General features: G+C 50.9%; 18 protein-coding genes and 1 riboswitch. Of the genes, 13 read left to right on the top strand and 5 right to left on the bottom strand.

The window, feature by feature from the left end; translation table 11 throughout:
- The first annotated feature begins 23 nt into the window (after positions 1-23).
- On the top strand, positions 24-605 hold the full coding sequence (locus D328_RS0110930; RefSeq protein WP_018885045.1) for a LysE family translocator: 582 nt from the start codon (positions 24-26) through the stop codon (positions 603-605).
- Positions 606-625: 20 nt separating this feature from the next.
- Positions 626-1,402 (top strand): AraC family transcriptional regulator, encoded by a 777-nt coding sequence (locus D328_RS0110925; protein ID WP_018885044.1) that lies wholly within the window; start codon positions 626-628, stop codon positions 1,400-1,402.
- Between the two features lie 106 nt (positions 1,403-1,508).
- Here D328_RS0110925 and D328_RS0110920 read toward each other — a convergent pair whose 3' ends face one another.
- The 5 genes from D328_RS0110920 to D328_RS0110900 all read right to left on the bottom strand — a co-directional run bounded on the left by D328_RS0110920 (position 1,509) and on the right by D328_RS0110900 (position 6,179).
- A complete protein-coding gene (locus D328_RS0110920; RefSeq protein ID WP_018885043.1) occupies positions 1,509-2,285 on the bottom strand; it encodes a hypothetical protein in 777 nt (258 codons plus the stop codon).
- Between the two features lie 7 nt (positions 2,286-2,292).
- A complete protein-coding gene (locus tag D328_RS0110915) occupies positions 2,293-3,456 on the bottom strand; it encodes an FAD-dependent oxidoreductase (RefSeq protein ID WP_018885042.1) in 1,164 nt (387 codons plus the stop codon).
- Between the two features lie 78 nt (positions 3,457-3,534).
- The gene (locus tag D328_RS0110910; RefSeq protein ID WP_018885041.1) at positions 3,535-4,257 is read right to left on the bottom strand and encodes a methyltransferase domain-containing protein; all 723 of its coding nucleotides are present in this window, start codon (positions 4,255-4,257) and stop codon (positions 3,535-3,537) included.
- A complete protein-coding gene (locus D328_RS0110905; RefSeq protein ID WP_018885040.1) occupies positions 4,244-5,404 on the bottom strand; it encodes a type III polyketide synthase in 1,161 nt (386 codons plus the stop codon). The genes D328_RS0110910 and D328_RS0110905 overlap by 14 nt, the downstream gene beginning before the upstream one ends.
- A 328-nt stretch (positions 5,405-5,732) precedes the next feature.
- Positions 5,733-6,179 (bottom strand): Lrp/AsnC family transcriptional regulator, encoded by a 447-nt coding sequence (locus D328_RS0110900; RefSeq protein WP_018885039.1) that lies wholly within the window; start codon positions 6,177-6,179, stop codon positions 5,733-5,735.
- A 219-nt stretch (positions 6,180-6,398) separates the two neighbouring features.
- Between D328_RS0110900 and D328_RS28895 the strand changes: the two genes are divergently transcribed.
- The 11 genes from D328_RS28895 (at position 6,399) to D328_RS28890 (ending at position 21,044) form a co-directional block, all read left to right on the top strand.
- Positions 6,399-7,037: a YitT family protein gene (locus tag D328_RS28895; protein ID WP_018885038.1), complete on the top strand. Its 639-nt coding sequence runs from the start codon at positions 6,399-6,401 to the stop codon at positions 7,035-7,037.
- A 399-nt stretch (positions 7,038-7,436) separates the two neighbouring features.
- A complete protein-coding gene (locus D328_RS0110890; protein WP_018885037.1) occupies positions 7,437-8,228 on the top strand; it encodes a sulfite exporter TauE/SafE family protein in 792 nt (263 codons plus the stop codon).
- Positions 8,229-8,287: 59 nt separating this feature from the next.
- Positions 8,288-8,391, top strand: a riboswitch (SAM riboswitch).
- 206 nt (positions 8,392-8,597) lie between these two features.
- The gene (mmuP, locus tag D328_RS0110885; protein WP_018885036.1) at positions 8,598-9,995 is read left to right on the top strand and encodes an S-methylmethionine permease; all 1,398 of its coding nucleotides are present in this window, start codon (positions 8,598-8,600) and stop codon (positions 9,993-9,995) included.
- 67 nt (positions 9,996-10,062) lie between these two features.
- On the top strand, positions 10,063-11,001 hold the full coding sequence (mmuM, locus tag D328_RS0110880) for a homocysteine S-methyltransferase (RefSeq protein ID WP_033412872.1): 939 nt from the start codon (positions 10,063-10,065) through the stop codon (positions 10,999-11,001).
- A 400-nt stretch (positions 11,002-11,401) separates the two neighbouring features.
- Positions 11,402-12,631 (top strand): trans-sulfuration enzyme family protein, encoded by a 1,230-nt coding sequence (locus D328_RS0110875; RefSeq protein ID WP_018885034.1) that lies wholly within the window; start codon positions 11,402-11,404, stop codon positions 12,629-12,631.
- A 152-nt stretch (positions 12,632-12,783) separates the two neighbouring features.
- Positions 12,784-13,530, top strand: a complete 747-nt coding sequence (locus D328_RS0110870) for a FadR/GntR family transcriptional regulator (RefSeq protein WP_018885033.1) — start codon at positions 12,784-12,786, stop codon at positions 13,528-13,530.
- Complete coding sequence (locus tag D328_RS0110865; protein WP_018885032.1) at positions 13,531-14,742, top strand: M20 metallopeptidase family protein; 1,212 nt, start codon at positions 13,531-13,533, stop codon at positions 14,740-14,742.
- Positions 14,739-16,301, top strand: a complete 1,563-nt coding sequence (locus tag D328_RS0110860; RefSeq protein WP_018885031.1) for an ABC transporter substrate-binding protein — start codon at positions 14,739-14,741, stop codon at positions 16,299-16,301. The genes D328_RS0110865 and D328_RS0110860 overlap by 4 nt, the downstream gene beginning before the upstream one ends.
- A gap of 95 nt (positions 16,302-16,396) precedes the next feature.
- A complete protein-coding gene (locus D328_RS0110855; RefSeq protein ID WP_018885030.1) occupies positions 16,397-17,314 on the top strand; it encodes an ABC transporter permease in 918 nt (305 codons plus the stop codon).
- A 16-nt stretch (positions 17,315-17,330) separates the two neighbouring features.
- Entirely contained in the window at positions 17,331-18,251 is a 921-nt protein-coding gene (locus tag D328_RS0110850; RefSeq protein ID WP_018885029.1) for an ABC transporter permease, read from the top strand.
- A gap of 30 nt (positions 18,252-18,281) precedes the next feature.
- On the top strand, positions 18,282-21,044 hold the full coding sequence (locus tag D328_RS28890) for a S9 family peptidase (RefSeq protein WP_018885028.1): 2,763 nt from the start codon (positions 18,282-18,284) through the stop codon (positions 21,042-21,044).
- The last annotated feature ends 308 nt before the right edge of the window (positions 21,045-21,352 follow it).

Here is a 21,352-nt window from a genome sequence, read left to right as displayed (position 1 = left end):
TAACATCATAACCGGAGGGTACCATGAATCTTATTTCCTTTATAATCTATTGTATAGTCGTCACTTTCACCCCAGGACCGAGCAACATTGTGATTCTATCCTCAGCCAGACATTATGGGGCAGGTAGAACCATGAATTATGTATGGGGAGCTACGTTGGCCTTTGGCCTCCTGCTTGCTAGCTCGGCGGGGCTAAGTCATTTGCTCCGCGAGAGTCTTCCATATCTATTGGATGGCATGCGTATTGTAGGAAGTATCTATATGGTGTATCTGGCTTATCTCGTCTATAAAATGGGCAATGTCGAAGGGGGCTCAGGGGCGCGCCCCGGCTTTTTTACCGGCTTTATCATGCAATTTGTGAATCCGAAGGTCATTCTGTTCACGTTCACCGTGTTACCTGGATATGTCCTGCCTTACTATGATTCGGTGATCGCTTTGAGCCTGTTCGTGCTGCTTGTTACGGTAATCGGCTTCATGGCCTATACCAGCTGGGCTGTATTCGGGGCTCTGCTAAGACGGATGCTGAATCGACATCTCAAGCTTCTGAACGTGGTAATGGCTGTTTTTCTAGTCTATTCGGCTATTATGGTATCAGGTCTTATCTAGCAGTGGAGGTATACATCGACATGGAAATGTTCAAATACAAAAAATCCGCAGATATTCTCTCGCTGTCTGCCAGCTTTACTGATTTTACCTATAAAAAGCATGCGCACGAGGAATACGCCGTTGGCGTCACGCTACGGGGAATTCAGCAGTATCATCTGGACGGCCATTATCAGGCTTCGCATAGAAGTGGAGTCATGCTGTTCAACCGCGAGCAGTATCACGATGGCAGCTCCTTCGATCGGGAGGGCATTGATTATGTCATGCTGTACATCCACCCTGAATTGTGCTCTGAAATTCTGGGGGCCAAGGAGCTCCGCTTCAGCACACCTATCGTCTATGATATCCGTCTGGCACGTCATATTCTCAACCTGAACCGAGCGATCCATAACGGTAGAGAAGAATCGCTAGTTAGTGAGCTGACGTATCGTCTATTGCATACGTTGTCTGGAGTCGATGGAGAAGCAGTATGGAATCGGGCCAAGGATACGATGTTCGTAAGCCGCGTGAAGGACATGATGCATGCCAATATACATGATGTACTGCATTTGGAGACGGTTAGCCAGGAGTTCGGGATGTCCAAATATCAATTTATCCGCGAGTTCAGGTCGCAGACGGGAATATCCCCCTATCAATTCTTTCTGAACATCAAGGTGGAATATGCCAGGCAGCTCATTGAACGCTCCAGGGATGTGTATACTGCTGTGGCAGGCTGTGGATTCGTGGATCTCACCCATATGAACAAGCATTTTAAACGGATGTTCGGCGTCACAGCCTATGAATATAGCATGCAGCTATAATAATACGAAGTCTGAACACCATGAACGCGAGTGAAAGTAGAGTGAATCAGCATCAGGAAAACAAATGAAGTTAAAGCGCAGCTAATCGGCATGATTCATCTTCATCTTATCGACGTTGTTCTATTCGAACTGTAACGTCACGGGTTATATGCTGTTCATCCTCGAACCAGGATTGCACCGCTTCATAGGATGGACTTGATAGTGAAGCGATCTCGGCTTTGAATTGCTCGTTGTCGACCCATTCATACGATCGTATCGGCCAAGTTACTTCTTCCATCAGTTCTTCGGCATCCTTGGTCAGCACAGGTGAAAGGAACTCCCAGCGCTTAAGGTCAACGGCAAATATGCGATGGCGTGTGACCAGCCCGCCTTCGTGATCAGCGTAACGAAGCAGCAATTGCTCTTGATTGGGGGACAGCCGAGTATCCTGGAAGATACCGTCTGGCATCGGAAGGGTGCGAACCCCATCGCTGCTGATGCTGATGAGTAGCGTGGAGCATGCCTTGTTGCCACAATTATACTTGAGTAGCGCGAAGGTTCCGGTGGACGGAATACCCAGATCAAGGCTAACGAGCGTAGAGCGACTCCATTCCGTCCATGGGTTCTGTTGCTCTGACAAATATTCCTCATAGATAGGCAGATCATGAATATCAATAGACAAGCTGGCACCATCCGGTGTATGCAGCTCCAATGCTCGCGGAGCCGAAGCTACATTTGATGCTGAAGGTACTGAGGATAACGGTGCACCTGCATACGTCTGTTCTTGTGTCTTACGGTTAGCGTTCGTGTCTTGGGCATGCGGCCCTGGAGTAACCTCTCCTGCACAGGCCCCGATCAAGGCTGTAAGCAGCAGGTACAGGCAGGAGATCATAAGCTTTCTCATGTTCTGATTACCTCTTATTCGTGATGGCTCCAACCCGATATCCTTTTTCACTCAGCCGGGTAGCTTTGACGATATGAGTCGCCAAGCTGGGGAGAAGGCGGACAAGGCCTGGATAGAGTCGATTCATGGGGGCAAAAGCTAATTTCTGCATATGGCGTGCTCTTCTTAGCAGCGCGGAGAATTCCAGTTCGGCTTCCTTGGTGTAGCCCTGCTGCCATTCCGTAGCATTAACAGTACCACGCAGATAAGCTTCGGTCCAGTGTGCGCATAGCAGGGCAGAACGTAGCGCGATGGACATTCCATCCCCGCTAAGAGGCGGAATCATCATCAGTGCATCCCCGACGTGCGGAAAGTCTGACCAAGGCTGTGGTTGCACAGAGACGCGGAGAGGGGCCACAGAGACCTGAGTACCGTTGATCGGCACTCCTTGGGCAAGTCGGGCTCCCAGTGAGGCATTACCTTGTGCGGCGGCTGACAGAATGTCTGGCACAGATGTACCGCTTCCTCGAACAGCCTGTAATGGCAGCAATGCAGCAATGTTGACCCGCCCTTCCTCAATCGGAGATATCCCTACATAGCCGCCTCCGTTGAAATATAGCTCCACCCGATCAGGAATATCTATTCCACTGTAATGGGATTTCACTCCTACATAGACGGTTGAATCCCGGAAGGAATCGGAGCCAGAGCAGTTCTTAGGCTGCTTGGTCCCATATGCGCCTATGACTGCCTTTGCCTCATATCGAACCTCCTCCGGGCCTTGTCTGACGGTCACCTCATATCGCTGAGAACCCAATCTGCGAATATTCTGGACCGTCCCTGTTACTATCTCTGCTCCGGCAGCAGACAGCTGTGCGTGCAGAAGGCGGTCCAGATGGTAACGGCTGATCCCGATGGCCTTACCTGGTAAAGGCGCTTCGATCTTTCCGCCGTCTGGTAAAATGATTCTGGCATGACTCATGTGGCTTGGCTCGGGGGCGTGAGCATGAATGTGTACATCCAGATAATCCAGCATTTCTCGTGCTTCTGGTGACAGGAATTCTCCACACGTCTTATGGCGGGGAAACTGTGCACGATCCAGAACCAAGGTCTGAAATCCCTGACGTGCAAGCTGTAGCGCACAGCTGCTCCCCGCGATACCAGCGCCTATTACAATCACTTCTCTGAACACCATCCGCTTGCTCACCTTTCTTTCCAGTGGTATATGCATTTGTGAACGGTCAGCCGCTAGCCTACAAAATACGATTGTATGTCATTTCCGCATGTGTGCAGGAATGACGACAGAGTACCGAAATAGGGGGCGCCACTCGTAGCTCATCGTTTCATGCTGGAGCTGTCTTTGCAGCTTTTCCCAATCCTCAGCTCGGAAGCCTTTCGCTACCGACAGTGGACCATCATGACGAATAAAACGGTTTCTCGATAGGATACGGGTCGTCAGCCAGACTGCTGTGTAGGCTATCGGATGCCGATGAATGTCGTTAATAACAACCCCGTAGCGGGACACCCTCAGCATATGAGCTACCATTGTCAGGAGCTGTTCACCGCCAAAATGATGAATGAACTGCGAGCCTGTTACGATATCCGCAGCCCTGTCTTCAAGCTCGCGTAGGTCGGCTTGGCGTACCGTAATGCGGGGTTCCTCCCGAAATAACATTCGTGCTTCCCCGCAGGCCTCTGCTGTAAGGTCCACCAGTGTAATTTTTAGCATAATATTGTGTCGATCAGCCCACTGCAGCAGCTTGTGATTGACATCACCGGAGCCAGCTCCTACATCCAGAATACTGAGCTTTGGAGGGCGGCCTACGGCATTCCACAGCTTCTGTACACCGACGAGAGTGGGCCCAGGGGCTGCAAAAATACGATTCAGCCTTCTCAAATGACGCAGGGCCTCATGTAGCTCCTCACCCCCCAGTGAGAAATCATCCATCAGCTCCTCTTCCTGAGCTCGTTCAGACAAGCTTCTAAAGAACGGCATGATCCGGCTCCCGTATAGATGGCGTGCTGCTGGGCACATACGTGAAGCGCATCAGCTCAGCTGTTAAGCCCGGACCAAAGGCCATCGCAACGCCAGAGGTTGCATTCTGCTGCAAAGACTTCATCTCTTCACGCATGGACTGTAGCACGAACATAATCGTGGCTGAGGACAGATTGCCAGCAGTTCTCAGAATCTCCCGACTGAATTTGGTCTGGGCTGCAGTCAGTTGGAGGACGTCCTCTACCGCATCCACGATACCTCGTCCTCCCGGATGAATGGCCCACAGCTCAGGCAGGGAATCGCCTTGCAGCAAATTCTGCAGCTCATTCTCCAGATAAGCAGCGAGCAGCTTCGGAATACGTGGAGAGAGGTACAAGTCAAAGCCTGTATTTCCCACCTCCCAGGTCATATCTGAGGTTGAATCTGGCAGCAGGACAGCGTAACCGCTCCCTAGCTCCAGATAATGCTCATGGCGATCACTTGGCGCACCGATGATGCAAGAGGCTGCACCGTCACCAAAGAAGGAAGCAGCGAACAGAGCCTCCCGATTCAGAGCAGGCTGGAAATGAAGGGTGCACAGCTCAACACATACAACCATGACACGAGATTCGGGGTGTCCCTGAACGACATCCCTGGCCATCTGAATGGCTTTCAGCCCAGCTGCACAGCCTTGAAACATTAGAGGTAGACGATTGACGCGTGCTGACAGTCCCAGTTCACGGATCAGCATCACATCGAGCCCAGGCAGATATTGTCCGGTACAGCTGACGGTAATGAGGTGTGTGATCTCAGCGGCTTGATGTCCAGCGTCTGCAAGGGCTTTTACGGCTGCTTCCATCGCAAGTGGTAGTGCTGACTGCTGATATTTTTGCATGCGCTCTGCAGTGGTCGGGACCTGAGACGAATCCTCGGCAGGCAGATAATGACAATGTTGGGCTTCGCCCAGATAGCTGGCATCACAGGTATATCGAGTCTCTACGCCACAGCTTCTGAAGATTCGTCTTGCGAATCGGGCCAGATCAGGACGGTCGTGCAGACTGGAGGCAATTAATTGTGCAATATCCGACTGGGGCACAAGATGGGCTGGCAGGGCTGTGCCTAATCCAAGAATGGCTGTAGCAGGTTTTTCGCTACTCATAACGGTCATAGGGGACCTCCTCATGGACAAAAGATGATGAAGAGCGCGCAGTCAAGACTATGAAGTCATGGGCTACGCGGCTTCAAATAAGCATGTTCCATATTTACCCTCAAGTGTTCTGCGGGAATCTGATCCGTAATGAGAAGGCGCTGTATATCACAATAGGCTGTGTGGAGTGTGATGTATTCCATATCCATATGTAGTGCGAGTCCGATGGAGTTAGAACAAAGGAAGCCCTGAGCTCAGTTTGAGCAAGCAAGAGGGAGGGGAGGGGGATGCAGGAGCGGCAGTGGGCAGAGCTGACGTTATCTGCTGACGCTCGCTGCACCGGTGAGCGTTATTCGGCGGGTGCTTCAGGCAGAATGGCGCGGTGCGGAACAGGGGAGGTTAACACAATGGAGGTGTTGACATAGCTGTAGTTCATAAGACGGTCCACCAGTTGACGTAGCTCGTCCATTCCATGCACGGCTGCCTTGATGATATAACCGATATGACCTGTAACCCGGTGGCACTCGATCACATCCTTTTCCGTGGCGACCATGCTCTCCCATTCTACTGGGGACACCTTCAGGTCACTGATCTGAATGATGAGCAATATTCCTCGCCCAACAGCAGCAGGGGATACCTTCGCCGTGAAGCCTTCAATGACACCTCTTTCCTGCAACCGATGCAGCCGCTCTGTTACACTTGGCCGACTTAGTGCCATTTGCTTGGATAGCTCACTGACTGTCATGCGTCCATCCTCCTGAAGTAATCTCAAAAGCTGCATATCGATGTGATCCATGTGTTAGCTCCTTCAATATGAAATTATTTAAAGTGAAAAACGTACATTTTACCAGGTGAACCTCGCGAAATTCATGCTATTTAGCATGTGTTTTGCTTATTTCGTATTATATCATGTAAATATGAAAATTGAACGGCGTAGCCACGGCAACGGCCAACTGATGGCATACAGCAATCCAATGGGGACTGTTGTGTTCATATGAGGAGTGAAGGATGGAAGATGAAGCTGGATGTGAAAAAATATTTGTACTTGGTATTAGGCTGTGTGCTGGTGAGTGCGGGACTGGTTCTGTTAAGACATTCCCATGTTATGACGGGGGGAACAGCGGGGCTGTCGCTGACGATTAGCTATATCCTGAATGCACCGTTTTCCTGGGTGTTCTTCTTGATCAATCTCCCGTTCTATGGTTTCGCTATCGTTAGAATGGGCTGGAACTTTACCTTGCATACGGTGCTTTCGGTCACGCTGGTGACGCTGCTGTCAGGACTCGACAAATTCCTTCCCGTATTTGAGCTGCCTGTATTCGTCGGCACCGTGGCTGGCAGTATACTATGTGGTCTGGGGCTCTCCGTGCTGTTTATGAATCGGACTTCACTAGGTGGAGTAAGCATTTTTGCTCTCTATATGCAGCAAAAGCGGAATTGGAATCCGGGTGTGATCAATGGGGTGCTGGATACAACGATTGTACTCCTCGGTCTCTATTCTGTAGGGCTGCTAGAGGGAATTCTCTCCGTTCTGTCGGTAGTGATCGTGTCCGCTATTATTAGCTATTTCAAGAAGAATTTCAAGCCGACCACGGCCCCAAAACATCAGCAGCAAGCAGTGCCCTATCGTGGAGGGCGCGAAGCGGAGGCTTGAGGATCAGGTCAAAGGATTATTAACCGTGGCTTAGTAATTTAAGATTAGTGATTCAAGGATTACTTAGGCTTCATTACAATGAATAGGCATAGAGAATCGGGCAGCCGATCCTTTATGCCTATTCGTCTGTTCGTTGTGGCAGGGTTGGTGTCAACAGTGACATTTGCTAGAATGATATCAGGCTAATTTTGGGTACTTCGGTAGCCACGTTAGCTGTGTTAGCTGCGTATAGCTGTACAGCAGAATCGCATTAGACTGACATATCATCCAGTGTTCCATCCAGCGCGTAATCAAGCATGTACTCAAGCATGTGACACGACAAGGAAGCGTAGCCTTTCGGGTGGCTGGTTATATTATAGAAGCTGCAGGAGAAAGCAGAGGAAAAAAGGAGAATCATCAATGGAGAATCTTGTACTGTTTCTAATCGGCATGCTCGCTGCAATTAGCGGAGCAATCGCTGGTCTTGGTGGTGGATTTATTATCGTGCCTGTACTGGCATTCATGTATACCCTGCCTGTATATAATATTTCAGGTACAGCGATGGCGGTGCTGCTCGTGAGTGCAATCTCAAGCACCATCTCTTATGCCAGGCAGAAGCGAATTGATTATCGCAGCGGACTGATCTTTTCCATTGCCATGATCCCTGGCTCAATTCTGGGGGCATGGACTACGGGCGTAGTAGCCAGTCGCGTGTTTTTCATAGCCCTGGGTCTCTTTTTACTGCTGATGGCTGTTATGATTAATTTTAGACCGACCAGTAGTCGAGGAGGCTTCCTGAAGCCTACCACCTCCAGAATATTTGTCGATGCTACTGGACTCGAGCACAGCTATTCCTTCAATATTACCTTTGGATCTGTCGTTGCTTTTTTTGTCGGCTTTCTCTCCAGCCTGTTCGGTATAGGGGGAGGCTCCGTCATGGTGCCGACGATGATTTTGTTCCTGGCTTTTCCGGCTCATATTGCGACAGCGACGTCCATGTTCACGATTCTGTTGTCTTCTCTGGTTGGTACGGTCTCGCATGCTGTATTGGGACATGTATTGTGGGGAACCTTCGTCTGGCTGGCGATTGGGGCCTTGCTGGGAGGTCAGATTGGCGCACGGATCGCTTCCAGAATCCCGGCCAAGCTGATTATTCGGGTGTTGTCTATTTGTCTATTCATTGTAGCGATCCGTTTGATGTTCAAGGGATAGGATGAAGAAAAAAGTTGACACTGCACGTTATGCCCGCTATATTAAAATACAAATTCTTGAACTTATCCAGAGAGGTGGAGGGACTGGCCCGATTAAGCCTCAGCAACAGATCTTTATGATACTGTGCTAATTCCAGCAGACACAAGAGTCTGACAGATAGGAGCGGTTGTGTTAGGGAAATTAATGGCGCACTCCTGTTTTAGGAGTGCTTTTTTGCGTGCTTAGACTATGCTCGGCCCCCCTTGGAAAAAGGATATGAAGAATCGGGGCATCTCTCACAGCGATCGGAGAATGATTCTGACTACATAGTGAATTCGTGCAATAGTATGTAATTCAAATTTACAGATAGATAAACGAAGGGGCGACACAATGAACACGGACAGACCAACTACAGGTAGCTTTCAACGCAAAATGCAGGCGCGGCATGTGGTCATGCTCTCACTTGGCGGCGTCATTGGTACGGGGCTATTTCTTAGCTCAGGCTACACGATTCAGCAGGCAGGTCCCTTGGGCACGATTCTATCCTACCTGATCGGTGCGCTGGTCGTATATCTCGTCATGCTCTGTCTAGGCGAGCTGGCGGTACATATGCCAGAGACCGGAGCTTTCCACAGCTATGCCTCTCGATATATAGGACCAGCTACGGGCTACACGGTGGCTTGGCTGTACTGGCTTACATGGACCGTGGCGCTTGGCTCGGAATTCACAGCGGCCGGCTTACTGATGCAGCGCTGGTTCCCTGAGGTCAGTGTCTGGGTCTGGAGCGGGATATTTGCGCTACTAATTTTTCTTATGAATGCCCTGACTGTCAAAATATTCGCGGAATCTGAATTCTGGTTCTCCTCCGTGAAGGTGCTGACCATCGTACTTTTTATCGTAATTGGTGGTGCAGCGGTAGTAGGGATTGTACCCATGGCAGACTCTTCGTCAGCACCGTGGTTCGGTAATATTACAGCCTCTGGCTGGTTCCCGAACGGAGCTACTGCCATCCTGATGACGATGCTGGCTGTGAATTTTGCGTTCTCAGGCACGGAATTGATCGGTATTGCAGCCGGGGAGACAGCTGATCCGCACAAGACCATTCCAAAGGCGATGCATACTACGCTATGGCGGCTTGTCATTTTCTTCATTGGTACGATTATCATTCTGTCGGCACTGCTCCCAATGGATGATGCAGGTGTGCTGGAGAGCCCCTTCGTAGCCGTAATGGAGCGCATAGGTGTTCCTTATGCCGCAGATATTATGAACTTTGTCATCCTGACAGCCATACTATCTGCTGCGAACTCAGGCCTGTATGCTTCGGCACGAATGCTGTGGTCGCTGGCTGACAAGCAGACGATCTCTCCCTGGTTCGCCAGATTAACCACTCGCGGTGTGCCGCTCAATGCCATGATCTTCAGTATGCTGGGCGGAGGGCTCGCATTGCTGTCCAGCATCATAGCACCAGATACCGTATACATTACCCTTGTGTCCATCTCAGGGCTTGCCGTCGTTGCGGTCTGGATGAGCATCAGCGCTTCTCAGTTCATGTTCCGCAGAGCCTATCTTCGTGAAGGAAGAGCGCTTCAAGACCTGGCGTATCGTACCCCTTGGTACCCGGTAGTACCGATTCTATCTTTCTTGCTCTGTCTGGCATCCTGCATAGGGATCGCATTTGACCCTACCCAGCGGATTGCGCTATATTGCGGAGTTCCATTCATAGCGATCTGCTATGGCGTATATTACGTGCAGCATCGCACGAAGAGGAGAGGACAAGCTAATGACTAATCGTAATCTCGTTGATAACACTAGTACGCAAGCTCAATTGAATTCGGCTGAACCGAATCCGGTTAAAATGAATCCGATTGAAGCCATTCTAAGCCGGTATCCTGTAATTATTCTGGATGGCGCCTTAGCTACGGAGCTGGAGCAGCATGGCTGTAACCTGGATGATCCACTATGGTCTGCCAGAGTATTATTAGAGCAGCCTGAGATTATATACCAGGTACACGCTGAATATTTTCGCGCTGGCGCTGATTGTGCGATTACCTCAAGCTATCAAGCGAGTATCGAGGGCTTCCGTCAAAGAGGGCTTACGGAGGAGGACGCGCTTGCACTGATCAAGAAGACGGTTGAGCTGGCCCGACAAGCGAGGGACGATGTGTGGGCTGAGCTTGATACCGATGCGAAGCACCGCCCCTTCCCATTGGTAGCTGGCTCTGTAGGGCCTTATGGGGCCTTTCTCGCGGATGGCTCTGAATATGTTGGGCATTATCAGGTGTCTGATCAGACGTTAGCTGAATTTCATCGTCCGCGGATGGCTGCATTACTGGAGGCAGGGGCAGATGTATTGGCTTTTGAGACCATTCCTTCCTTGCAGGAAGCGCAGGTTCTCATACAGCTATTGAAGGAATTTCCTCGTGCCTATGCATGGTTGTCCTTCTCACTCCAAGACGGCACAGCGATCAGTGAAGGCACTTCCCTAACGGATTGTGCGAGACTGATGGCGGACGAGCCACAGTTGGTTGCCATAGGCCTGAACTGTGCTCCGATGGAGGTGGTGACGGAAGCTGTGACGCTGTTAAAGCAATCAAGCGACAAGCCAGTCATCATTTATCCGAATTCGGGTGAGACCTATGATGCAACGACCAAGACATGGAGTGGGCATGGTAGCTGTGGCACTATGACCGAGGCTTCCGAAGCGTGGGTAGCTGCCGGGGCGCAGCTAGTTGGTGGCTGCTGCCGGACAACTCCCCTTCAGATCAGCAATCTGGCGAAGAAGTGGCGGACGTAGCGATACGATGATATGAATCAGCATGTTATATGAGATAGCCTTACATGAGTTAGCCTTGCATAAGATAGTCCTTCGTGCTCTCGTCGTACCAGAAATGGACGAGTCAGTACGAAGGATATTTTTATGGGCAGAAACCTATTCAAGAGCTTTGACGACGGGAATGTCAGACGGCCAGTGGGGGAAGGACTATGATGCATGCACCAAGTATTCGCGTATAGATGTCTGTACGACTTGCGAGTCCATTCTTGTCCCCCGATAAAAATGTTTTCTCGCTTTTGACGTTAATATTGTTGACGTGAAAACAGGGCAGATATATAGTATTTAAAAAGTTTGAAATGGTTCATAATATATACCTTTATAAATATAGAATACAGAAATGCAGAAAATGGAGAGATTATAGATGGATAAAAAGTGGAGATTCGACACCGCAGCGGTTCATGTGGGGCAACAGCCTGATGGCAAGACCAGGGCGGTATCCCAGCCTATTGTGCCAGCCGTAGCATATGCTTTTCCTGATACAGATACAGCTGCTGCTGTAGTTGCAGGACAAGCCGAGGGAACCTACTATGGGCGCTATGGCAATCCTACTACCCGTACACTGGAGGAGAAAATAGCGTATCTGGAGAAGGGGGAGGACGCCATTGGTCTCAGCAGTGGGATGGCTGCCATCTCTTCGGCTCTGCTTGCTTTTCTGCAGCAGGGAGATCACGTGGTAGTGACCAAGGACATCTATGGGGGGACCTATAATTTCGTCACACAGATGGGACCACGCTTTGGGATCAGCTATGATTTTGTGGACTGTACGGATCTCGCTCTGATCGAAGCTTCTATCAGACCTAATACAAAAGCAATTTATGTCGAGACGCCTTCCAATCCGCTGCTGACGGTACTGGATCTGCGTAGTATTGCTGATCTTGCCCGTGCGAAGGGGATTCCAGTCATTGTGGACAATACCTTCCTGACGCCATGCCTGCAGCGCCCATTGGAGCTTGGAGCCGATGTGGTTGTGCACAGTGCGACCAAGTATCTCAACGGTCACGGAGATGTAGTGGCAGGCTTTGTTGTAGGCAGGGCAGAGGTCATTGATTTTATACGGAAAAGAATTGCTGGGGATCTTGGTCAGAACCTCAATGCCTGGGAGTCCTTTCTGATTCTCAGGGGCCTCAAAACCTTGGGTTTGCGGGTGCGTACCCATTGCGCGAATGCCCGCATCGTAGCGGAATTTCTGGATTCGCATCCTGGAATCATCGCACTGCATTACCCTGGACTACCAAGCCATCCCCAGCATGAGCTGGCTATGTCCCAGATGGATGACATGGGAGGTATCGTATCCTTTGAAGTCGCTGGAGGCATGGAGGCAGCCAAGTGCTTCATGAACAGTCTGGAGCTGGCGATGATCTCCTTCAGTCTGGGTGATCCGGAGACGCTCGTGCAGCATCCGGCAAGTATGACGCATTGCTCGATTCCGCAGGAGGAACGGCAGAAGTTCGGTATCACGGATGGTCTGATTCGCTTGTCCGTCGGCTTGGAGGACCCAATGGATATCGTGGCTGATCTGGAGCAGGCATTGGAGCAGGTGAAGCAGCAGGGGCTACTATCCAGGCCTGCTGTGAAGGAAGAAGTTAATTGAGGAAGAGCAAGATATTCGTATTTATACGTGCTATTCATTAAAATAATCAAAAATATACAAAAAAACTATTGCATATAAGTTTAGTCGGAATTATATTATGAGTATAAGCCTAATGGTATAAGGTCTAGACATTATACGATCGGAGTGTTTACATGCTTAACCAGCTGCCATTCCAATTTGAGAAAGTATCCTCCATCAAGGTGAGTGAATTCATTCGAGAGCAACTGGAGGAAGCGATCATTCTCAAGGAGATCATGAGTGAGGAGCAGCTTCCATCCGAACGTGAGCTGGCGGAGATATTCAATGCAAGCCGCATCACGGTTCGGGAAGCACTGGCTGTGCTGGAGGCGAAGGGGCTCATCGAGAAGCGGGTTGGAGCCAAGGGCGGTACCTTCGTCCTGCCGATTACCGGCAATGCCCATAGGCGGACGATCGCTGAGATAAAGAGGGATTGGGAGCACATGCTCCAGGTGTTCGAATATAGAACCATCGTGGAGCCTGAGGGCGCTTTTCTGGCCGCTGAGCGGATCACCGCAGGCGAGCTGCAGCAGCTGGAGGATTACATCCAGCAGAGCATCGAACCAGACTGCACCCGCGAGTGGTTCCGGGCGCTCGATGTCAAGTTCCATCTTACGATTGCAAAAGCCTCAGGCAATTCCTATCTGGAATCCGCGGTTCGCCAGATCCGTACCCAGATCAATCCTGCACTCGACTTGATGCCTTACAATGAGCAGATTCGTTCGATCAATTATGGGGTGCATTCGGAAATTCTTGAAGCGCTGAAGGCGCATGACCCTGAGCGGTCACGGGAGCGAATGAAGAACCATATCAAGTTCTCGGCAGAAGCAATCTATGCGAGATTGATCGCCAAGGAATCTCAGGAAGGAGAGGAACACTAGATGGTACATACGCAATTGTTGGAGCTTGGGCAGTCACTCCAGTCACGCCTTACGACGTGGAGAAGAGATTTCCACCAGCATCCGGAGATCGGATATGAGGAGGTGCGAACCTCGGCTATCGTCGCTGAGCATCTGGAGCGTCTCGGGCTGGAAGTGACCCGTAATGTAGGACAGACAGGGGTTGTCGGACTACTACGAGGAGAGAATGACGGACCGACGATTGCCCTGCGGGCTGATATGGACGCGCTGCCGATCCAGGATCAGAAAACGGCTACGTACAGCTCCCAAACGGAGGGCAAAGCACATTTGTGCGGGCACGATGCCCATACCTCCATGCTGATGGGTGCGGCTGAGTTGCTCACGGGATTGGGCAGACCGAAATCCGGCAACATTAAGTTCATATTCCAACCAGCAGAGGAAGGTCTGGCCGGTGCGCGTGCCATGATACAGGATGGCGCTCTACAGAATCCGCAGGTCGATGCAATTGCAGGTCTGCATGTGACACCAGGCATGGATACAGGCACCGTTGGTGTAACCAAAGGAGTAGCCTTTGCCTCGGCAGATCCCTTGGTTATCCGGATATTTGGCAAAGGAGGGCATGCTGCACGGCCGCATGAAGGGATTGATGCGATAGCCGTATCGGCTCAGGTCATTACGGCGCTGCAAAATGTCGCCAGTCGTATGGTAGATCCGCTGGAGCCTGTCGTTGTGACCATCGGCAAGATTACCGGGGGTTACATGGGGACAGCCATTGCTCCAGAGGTCGAGATGATCGGTACGGTGCGTACCCTGTCACCAGGGCTACGTGCGAAGATGCCTGAGCTGATTGAGCAGGTGGTCAGCGGTGTCTGTGCTTCATTTGGAGCAGGACACGAGGTTGTCTATGGGGATGGCTACCCGCCTGTCGTCAATGATGACGGAATGGTGGATTTCCTTACAGACACGATCAACGGTCTGGACTGGGCCAAGGGCTGGAGCAGTATCAAGCCGTCTACAGGCGGTGAGGATTTTGCTTTTTATGGAGAACAGATTCCGGGAGTGTTCTTCCGTCTTGGCTCCGGCAATGATGAGGAACGGACTCGTTATCCGCTTCATCATCCCATGTTCGATCTCGACGAATCGGTCATGCCTTATGGCGTCGGCCTGTTGTCAGCTGTTGCACTAGAGTTTTTGGCAAGACATACCACACCTCAGAAGGAGCGTGCAAAATGAAAAAGAGACAATGGGCAAGCTTATGGTTAACAGTATTGGCATTGGTGGTCGTCCTGAGCGCTTGCGGCGGTCAAACGACAAGCCCTGCTACAGATTCAGCAGCGACGGATTCGGGCAGTAGCGAGACAAGCAAGACGCTGACGATTGCTACCTCAACGGACATTGAGAGCTTCGATCCGCACAACAATAACAACACAGCTAGTGAAGCGGTACTGGTTAACGTTTTTGATTATTTGGTGAAGAACGACAGCGAGCAGAAGAAGGTACCGGGGCTTGCTGAATCCTGGGAGCAAGTGGATGATACTACATGGCGCTTCAAGCTGCGTCAAGGCGTAACCTTCCACAATGGTGATCCGTTCACTTCTGCAGACGTGAAATTCACAATTGAGCGTGTAGCCAAGGACAGCGCTTTGAAGCAGAACAGCTACTTCAAAAATATCGTTGAGGTCAAGGCTGTAGATGAGTACACCGTAGATATCATCACAGACGGACCGGACCCGATCATGCTGAACCGTCTGTCCAAGATGGGCGCAGGCATTTTGCCAGCTAAATATATTGAAGAAAAAGGTATGGACGAATTTCTGAAGCAGCCAGTGGGTACAGGCCCATACAAGTTCAGCAAATGGAACAAGGATGACCGTGTCGAGCTGGTGAAGAATGAGAATTACTTTGGCGATGCGCCTAAATGGGATAGTGTAGTCTTCCGTGTCATTCCTGAAGCATCCACTCGTGTATCTGAATTGCTGGCAGGCGGCGTAGATGTAGCGGCAGGCATTCCGTCCACCGACGTAGCTCGCATCGAAGCCGAAGCAGACAAGAAGATTGTCAAAGCGCCAATCCAGCGTGTATTGCAGTTGATCTTCCGCCAGACCGAAGGAAGCATTACAGCAGATCCTAAAGTACGCGAAGCCATTGAACTGGCAATCGACAAGCAAGGCCTGGTAGACAGCATTGCTGGTGGAGCAGGTATTGTGACCCGTACTTCCGTGACACCAGGTAACTTCGGAGCGGACCCTTCGCTCTACAAGACAACACAATATGATCAGGACAAAGCACGTGCATTGCTGAAGGAAGCAGGCTATGCCGAAGGACAAGCTGAGATGACGATCTCTGTATCTACGGTATACAAGGAGCAAGCTGAGGTTGTAGCAGCCATGCTGGAGCAGGTTGGCTTCAAGATCAATCTGGATGTATTGGAACCAAGTGCTTTCAGTGAGCGTTACAGCTCCAAGTCCTTCAAGGAAATATTCATGATCGGAATCGGTAACTCCCTGTTCGATGCTTCCAATAACTACAACCGTTATATGCTGGAGGAAGCGAAGGGTGAGTCGGATTATAACAACCCTGAGGTAGAGAAGCTGCTGCAATCTGCACTGGTGAATATGGACCCTGCTGCTCGTGAGAAAGAGTACCAGCAAGTACAACAAATTTTCTCCGAAGAGCGTCCAGCAGTCTATTTGTACCAAATGGAAGGTGTGTACGGTACGAACTCCAAAGTGAACTACCAGCCGCGTGTGGATGAAATGTTCTATGCGGACGAGATTACACCTGCACAATAATAGCTTACATTACAATTGCATGAATGGCTGGAACCGGGACATTCCTGTTCCGGCCGTTCCTTTTTTTCTTATGAGGATAGGAGGTGAACCGGTCTTTGGGGAGATATATTGTAAAATCACTGCTACAGGTCATTCCGGTTCTGCTGATCGTATCCCTGATCGTCTTCGTTCTGGTGAGGGTAACAGGTGATCCGGTTGCCTTGATGCTGCCAGAGACAGCTACGGCTGAGGATCGGGCGGTGCTCACTCAGGCGCTGGGGCTGGATCAGCCGTTGCATGTGCAGTATGTCAAATTTCTAGGAGATGCCCTGCAGGGGGACTTCGGACAATCCTTCCGTTATGGTGAGCCTGCTCTTCGCCTGGTGCTGGAGCGTCTGCCAGCCAGCTTTGAGCTTGCGGCGGCGGCGATGGTGCTGGCGGTGATCATGGCAATTCCATTAGGTATTATCTCAGCCGTGAAACGCAACACCTATACGGATTTGTTGATCTCTACTCTGTCGGTCATCGGTAAGGCGATGCCGAATTTCTGGGTCGGGATTATGCTGATTTTATTGCTTTCTGTCATGTGGGGCGTCTTGCCTGTATCTGGCAGGGGTGGCGTATCTCATCTGATTTTGCCCGCGTTCACGCTTGGATTCGGATTGGCTGCGCAGATGACGCGACTTCTACGGTCCAGCATGCTCGAAATTCTGAATCAGGATTATATCCGTATGGCCCGCAGCAAGGGGCTGTCGAACTTCGTGATTATCATGAGACATGCCTTTCGCAATGGACTGGTTCCACTGGTTACCATTATCAGTCTGCAATTCACAAGCTTAATTGGCGGCACGCTGATAACGGAGACTGTATTCTCTTGGCCCGGTCTCGGGCAGCTGCTGGTCGTCGCAGTGAACACGCACGATATGGCGATCGTACAGGCCGCAGTCTTTGTGATTGCCCTGATTGTTGTTCTGACGAATATTTTGACCGATGTGATCTATCGCTTGCTGGATCCACGGATCAAATTCAACTAGAGAAAGGTGGAGTACGATGGCAGCTAATGAATTTACCCGCCTAACCTCGCTGCCGGAAGCTCCTGCAGCCCGCCAGCCTGTACGGGGGTATAGTGTCTGGAAGCAGCTGTGGTCGAGCAAGACGGGGATGCTGGGAGCATGTCTGGTATTTGTGGTCACGCTGATGGCCCTGTTCGCTCCGCTGCTGACCCAATACGACCCGGCCGCAGTAGATCCCTTGAATCGGCTCAAGCCTCCAGCCTGGTTGGATGGCGGCTCTGCAGAGCATTGGCTAGGAACAGATAATCTGGGACGGGATATGTGGAGCCGAATTGTATATGGAGCCAGAGTATCGCTAATCGTCGGAGTTGGTGCCGTACTTGTCTCCGGTGCAATCGGAGCTGTGCTGGGGCTGCTATCCGGCTTTTATGGAAAATGGCTGGATGCCTTGATTATGCGTGTCGGCGATGCTTTTCTTGCTATTCCGACGATTCTGTTCATGCTGGTAGTCATGGCGATCGTCGGACCGGGCATTACGACACTCATCTTCGTCATCGGTGTAACGAACTGGGTGTCGTATACACGGATCGTACGCAGTGAAGTGCTTGGTGTTAAGGAGCTGGACTATGTTCTCGCGGCAAAGGCCATGGGAGCGAATAACTTTCGGCTGATCCTGCGGCATATTATGCCGAACATCCTGTCTTCCTTCATAGTCATCTCTGGAATGAACGTGGCGACGACAATCATTATGGAAGCCTCACTCAGCTTTCTCGGCCTTGGTATCAAGCCTCCGGATGTATCCTGGGGTGGTATGCTTAGCGATGGTCGGCAATACGTAGCTACAAGCTGGTGGGTGGCAACCTTTCCAGGTATCGCTATTACGGTAACGGTACTGGGGGTTATTTTCCTGGGTGATTGGCTGCGTGATCTGCTTGACCCGCGTATGGTCAAAGAATAAAAGCTGCGATAACAGGAAGGAGTGGCAGGAATGAAGAAGCGCCCCATCATGCCGGAGGATCTCTACGGCTATCGTTGGCCAAGCCAGCCGACGGTTGCTGCAGACGGCAGCATTGCCTATATCGAGCAGACGGTGGACAGAGAGAATAATGCCTACGCGACGAATATTCGTCTCATTGATGCGAAGGGTCATGATCAACCGTTGACTGAAGGCGGAAAGGATTCTTCCCCTGCCTGGTCGCCTGATGGTACGAGGCTTGCTTTTCTACGGACGGAAGCAGGAGGAAAAGGTCTGTGGACCCTGACAGTAGATGCATCGGAGGGGCTCAGCACCACTGAACCGACATTACTGATTACACCAGACCATAACATTCAGCAATTCATATGGTCACCTGACGGAAAGTATCTGGCTTTCACACGTAAGGTCGGCTCAGGTCCGGCAGTGACTGCGGAGACAGGTGCTGCTCATGTTGAATCTGCTCAGAGCCCATCTGATCAGGGTCAATCCAGTCAGAGCCAACCCAATCAGGTTCCATCCGATCTGAGTCAATCCAAACAGCAAGAGTCTGCTTATAACGAAGCTGCACAGGCTGATTCGCCAAAAACTGGCGCGGCTCAGCTACTAGGCAAGGTATATGATCGTACTACGCCAAGAGCCGAGGGAAGTGGCTGGTGGGATGGAGAATACACCCATTTGTTCATCTATAAGCTTGAGAGCGGTGAAGTAAAGCGGCTTACCTATGGAGCCTGGAATGCAACCGCGCCAGTCTGGTCACCTGATAGTTATAAGCTCGCTTTCGTGTCAAAGCAAGTGGAAGACACCACACTGGATGCGGATCTGCAGTATTTTACAGATATTTATGAGACTAACCTCGATGGGGAGCAGCCTCGCAAGATAACCGTATCCGAGCTGCTTATTGAGCAGATTGCCTATGCAGGTGACGGGACGCAACTGACACTGCTCGCAAGTGACCGACTCTACGGTAGCGGCAGTCATCTGCGGCTATATATTGTGCCCGTCGCTGGCGGCAGACCGGAGCTGCTGGCACCAGGACTGGATATGCAGCTTGGTAATGCGGCATTAAGTGATATGAAGTCTGCTGCGCCTTCCCGCTCACCGCAGATAGATCCTGCAAGTAAGGAGCTTGCTGTATATGTACCGGGGACCCATGAAGGAACTGTCGACATTTATCGTATTAATAGGGATGGAGTTGTTCGTTCTGTAACCGGGTCCGGGGAAAAGGATATTTACCAATACACCGTATCACCGGACGGCACGCAACTGATCACAGCTGCGTTGACAAACAAGCTGCCTGCAGAGCTCTACCGAACAGATCTGCGTTCTGGTGAAGTGGAGCGATTGACACGGCTAAATGATGATTATTTTGCCGAATTGGAGGTCATTATTCCAGAACGCTTTAGCTTCACAGCCTCGGATGGCTTGACCATTCAGGGCTGGATCATGTGGCCGGAGCAGCCAACTGAGGCAGTAGCGACATCTGAAAGTGCCGGGATACACGGGAAGCTTCCACTAGTCTTGCAAATTCATGGCGGTCCACATGCGATGTACACGGGAACGTTCAGCCATGAATTACAGACACTGGCGGCTCAAGGCTATGCCGTACTGTGGGTGAATCCGCGTGGTAGCATGGGCTACGGGCAGGAATTTGCACGAGCCTGTCGCGGAGATGTATGCGGAGGCGATTATCGGGATTTGATGGAAGCCGTCGATGCTGCCCTTGAGCGCTATCACTTCCTGGATGCGGATCGGTTGGGCGTTGGTGGCGGCAGTTATGGTGGAGTCATGACTAACTGGATTGTGTCACAGACGAATCGCTTCCGGGCGGCTGTGAGTCATCGGTCCATTTCGAACTGGATTACGCTGTATGGTACAAGTGACATTGGTATTTCCTATGTCGAGGGAGTCGTTGGGGGTAATCCTATTGATGACCTGGAGATGCTCTGGTCCAGATCCCCATTGGCGCATGTCCGAAATATCCGAACTCCACTACTGCTACTGCACGGCGAAGCGGACCTGCGTACACCGATTGCTCAGGCTGATGAGCTATATACGGCGCTCAAGCGTCATGGCCGGACGACAAGACTCGTACGCTTCCCAGGGTGCAATCATTCGATGCTCAAGAGTGGCAAGCCATCGCTGCGCGTAGATAATTTTAACCATGTCAATGCTTGGTTCGCACGCTATCTGAATGACGACCCGAATAGTGTGGCGAGTAATAGTGATCATATTAGTAATAACGGAACGAATGCTGCTACGACAAACGAGATAGATACCGGTGTAGGCCATCCATCCAATTCTGAGCGTGTACGTCTTTCTATTCCGGTAGGGCTGCTGATGGAGAACATGCTGTCTAGCGGCGAGCCGGTTGGGGTGATCGTTGCTGCTCTTCGTAGCCGTACACTGGATTCCTTGCTGTCCAAGGTGAAGGAGCCAGAAATGGATGTGCTTGAACGTCTTCAGACAGCGGAGGAGCTGAAAGAGGATTGGGAGCGAGCTCTACGCGAGGGCTACGAGTTCAAGTTCCTTCATATCAATGGTGTCAAACGATTGCTTGATTTTCGCTTTGGGCGGAAGGCAGAACGAGACTATATTCAGGATGAGAACTCCCTACGTCAGCTGTGGCTTCATCCGCAAGAGCTGAACACGCTCCAGGTTATGCTTCAGCGGCAATGGCAAGTGGTTGAGGAAGAGCATGAAGCGTCGATCCAGGATGGAATCTCTAATGATGAGCCTCGGGTATGTGTAACCATCAAGCTGAAAGTCTCCAACTAATGATGCAATAGCAGTATCAGTAGCAGTGGTATAAGTACCTGTACCTGTTTCAAATGGCTTCGTCCGTGTCATGGGCGAGGCCATTTGTCGTAGCAGGGTAGGCGCATGGGCGACACATGAACTACACATGAACTACACATGAACGCATAGTCATTACAAATCGACTACAAATCGACTACTATGGATGAGCAACGTTGATACTTGCAGTATATGTTGATATGTGAGATGTAGGACTCGGATGTAGAAAACACGTATGTAGAAGACGTGTACGCATAAGATACGTATGTACAAGATACGTATGTACAAGA

This window comes from Paenibacillus massiliensis 2301065 = DSM 16942 (genome assembly GCF_000377505.1).
Taxonomy (GTDB): Bacteria; Bacillota; Bacilli; order Paenibacillales; family Paenibacillaceae; genus Paenibacillus; species Paenibacillus massiliensis.
This window is presented reverse-complemented; position numbering and strand designations above follow the sequence as displayed.

What these genes read in the sequence shown, in the direction of transcription:
- D328_RS0110920 (WP_018885043.1), bottom strand. Translation starts at nt 2,285, where the DNA reads ATGAGAAAGCTTATGATCTCCTGCCTGTACCTGCTGCTTACAGCCTTG.
- D328_RS28895 (WP_018885038.1), top strand. Translation starts at nt 6,399, where the DNA reads ATGAAGCTGGATGTGAAAAAATATTTGTACTTGGTATTAGGCTGTGTG.
- D328_RS0110930 (WP_018885045.1), top strand. Translation starts at nt 24, where the DNA reads ATGAATCTTATTTCCTTTATAATCTATTGTATAGTCGTCACTTTCACC.
- mmuM (WP_033412872.1), top strand. Translation starts at nt 10,063, where the DNA reads ATGAATCCGATTGAAGCCATTCTAAGCCGGTATCCTGTAATTATTCTG.
- D328_RS0110865 (WP_018885032.1), top strand. Translation starts at nt 13,531, where the DNA reads ATGGTACATACGCAATTGTTGGAGCTTGGGCAGTCACTCCAGTCACGC.
- D328_RS0110850 (WP_018885029.1), top strand. Translation starts at nt 17,331, where the DNA reads ATGGCAGCTAATGAATTTACCCGCCTAACCTCGCTGCCGGAAGCTCCT.
- D328_RS0110875 (WP_018885034.1), top strand. Translation starts at nt 11,402, where the DNA reads ATGGATAAAAAGTGGAGATTCGACACCGCAGCGGTTCATGTGGGGCAA.
- D328_RS0110905 (WP_018885040.1), bottom strand. Translation starts at nt 5,404, where the DNA reads ATGACCGTTATGAGTAGCGAAAAACCTGCTACAGCCATTCTTGGATTA.
- D328_RS28890 (WP_018885028.1), top strand. Translation starts at nt 18,282, where the DNA reads ATGAAGAAGCGCCCCATCATGCCGGAGGATCTCTACGGCTATCGTTGG.
- D328_RS0110870 (WP_018885033.1), top strand. Translation starts at nt 12,784, where the DNA reads ATGCTTAACCAGCTGCCATTCCAATTTGAGAAAGTATCCTCCATCAAG.
- D328_RS0110915 (WP_018885042.1), bottom strand. Translation starts at nt 3,456, where the DNA reads ATGGTGTTCAGAGAAGTGATTGTAATAGGCGCTGGTATCGCGGGGAGC.
- D328_RS0110890 (WP_018885037.1), top strand. Translation starts at nt 7,437, where the DNA reads ATGGAGAATCTTGTACTGTTTCTAATCGGCATGCTCGCTGCAATTAGC.
- D328_RS0110860 (WP_018885031.1), top strand. Translation starts at nt 14,739, where the DNA reads ATGAAAAAGAGACAATGGGCAAGCTTATGGTTAACAGTATTGGCATTG.
- mmuP (WP_018885036.1), top strand. Translation starts at nt 8,598, where the DNA reads ATGAACACGGACAGACCAACTACAGGTAGCTTTCAACGCAAAATGCAG.
- D328_RS0110925 (WP_018885044.1), top strand. Translation starts at nt 626, where the DNA reads ATGGAAATGTTCAAATACAAAAAATCCGCAGATATTCTCTCGCTGTCT.
- D328_RS0110910 (WP_018885041.1), bottom strand. Translation starts at nt 4,257, where the DNA reads ATGCCGTTCTTTAGAAGCTTGTCTGAACGAGCTCAGGAAGAGGAGCTG.
- D328_RS0110900 (WP_018885039.1), bottom strand. Translation starts at nt 6,179, where the DNA reads ATGGATCACATCGATATGCAGCTTTTGAGATTACTTCAGGAGGATGGA.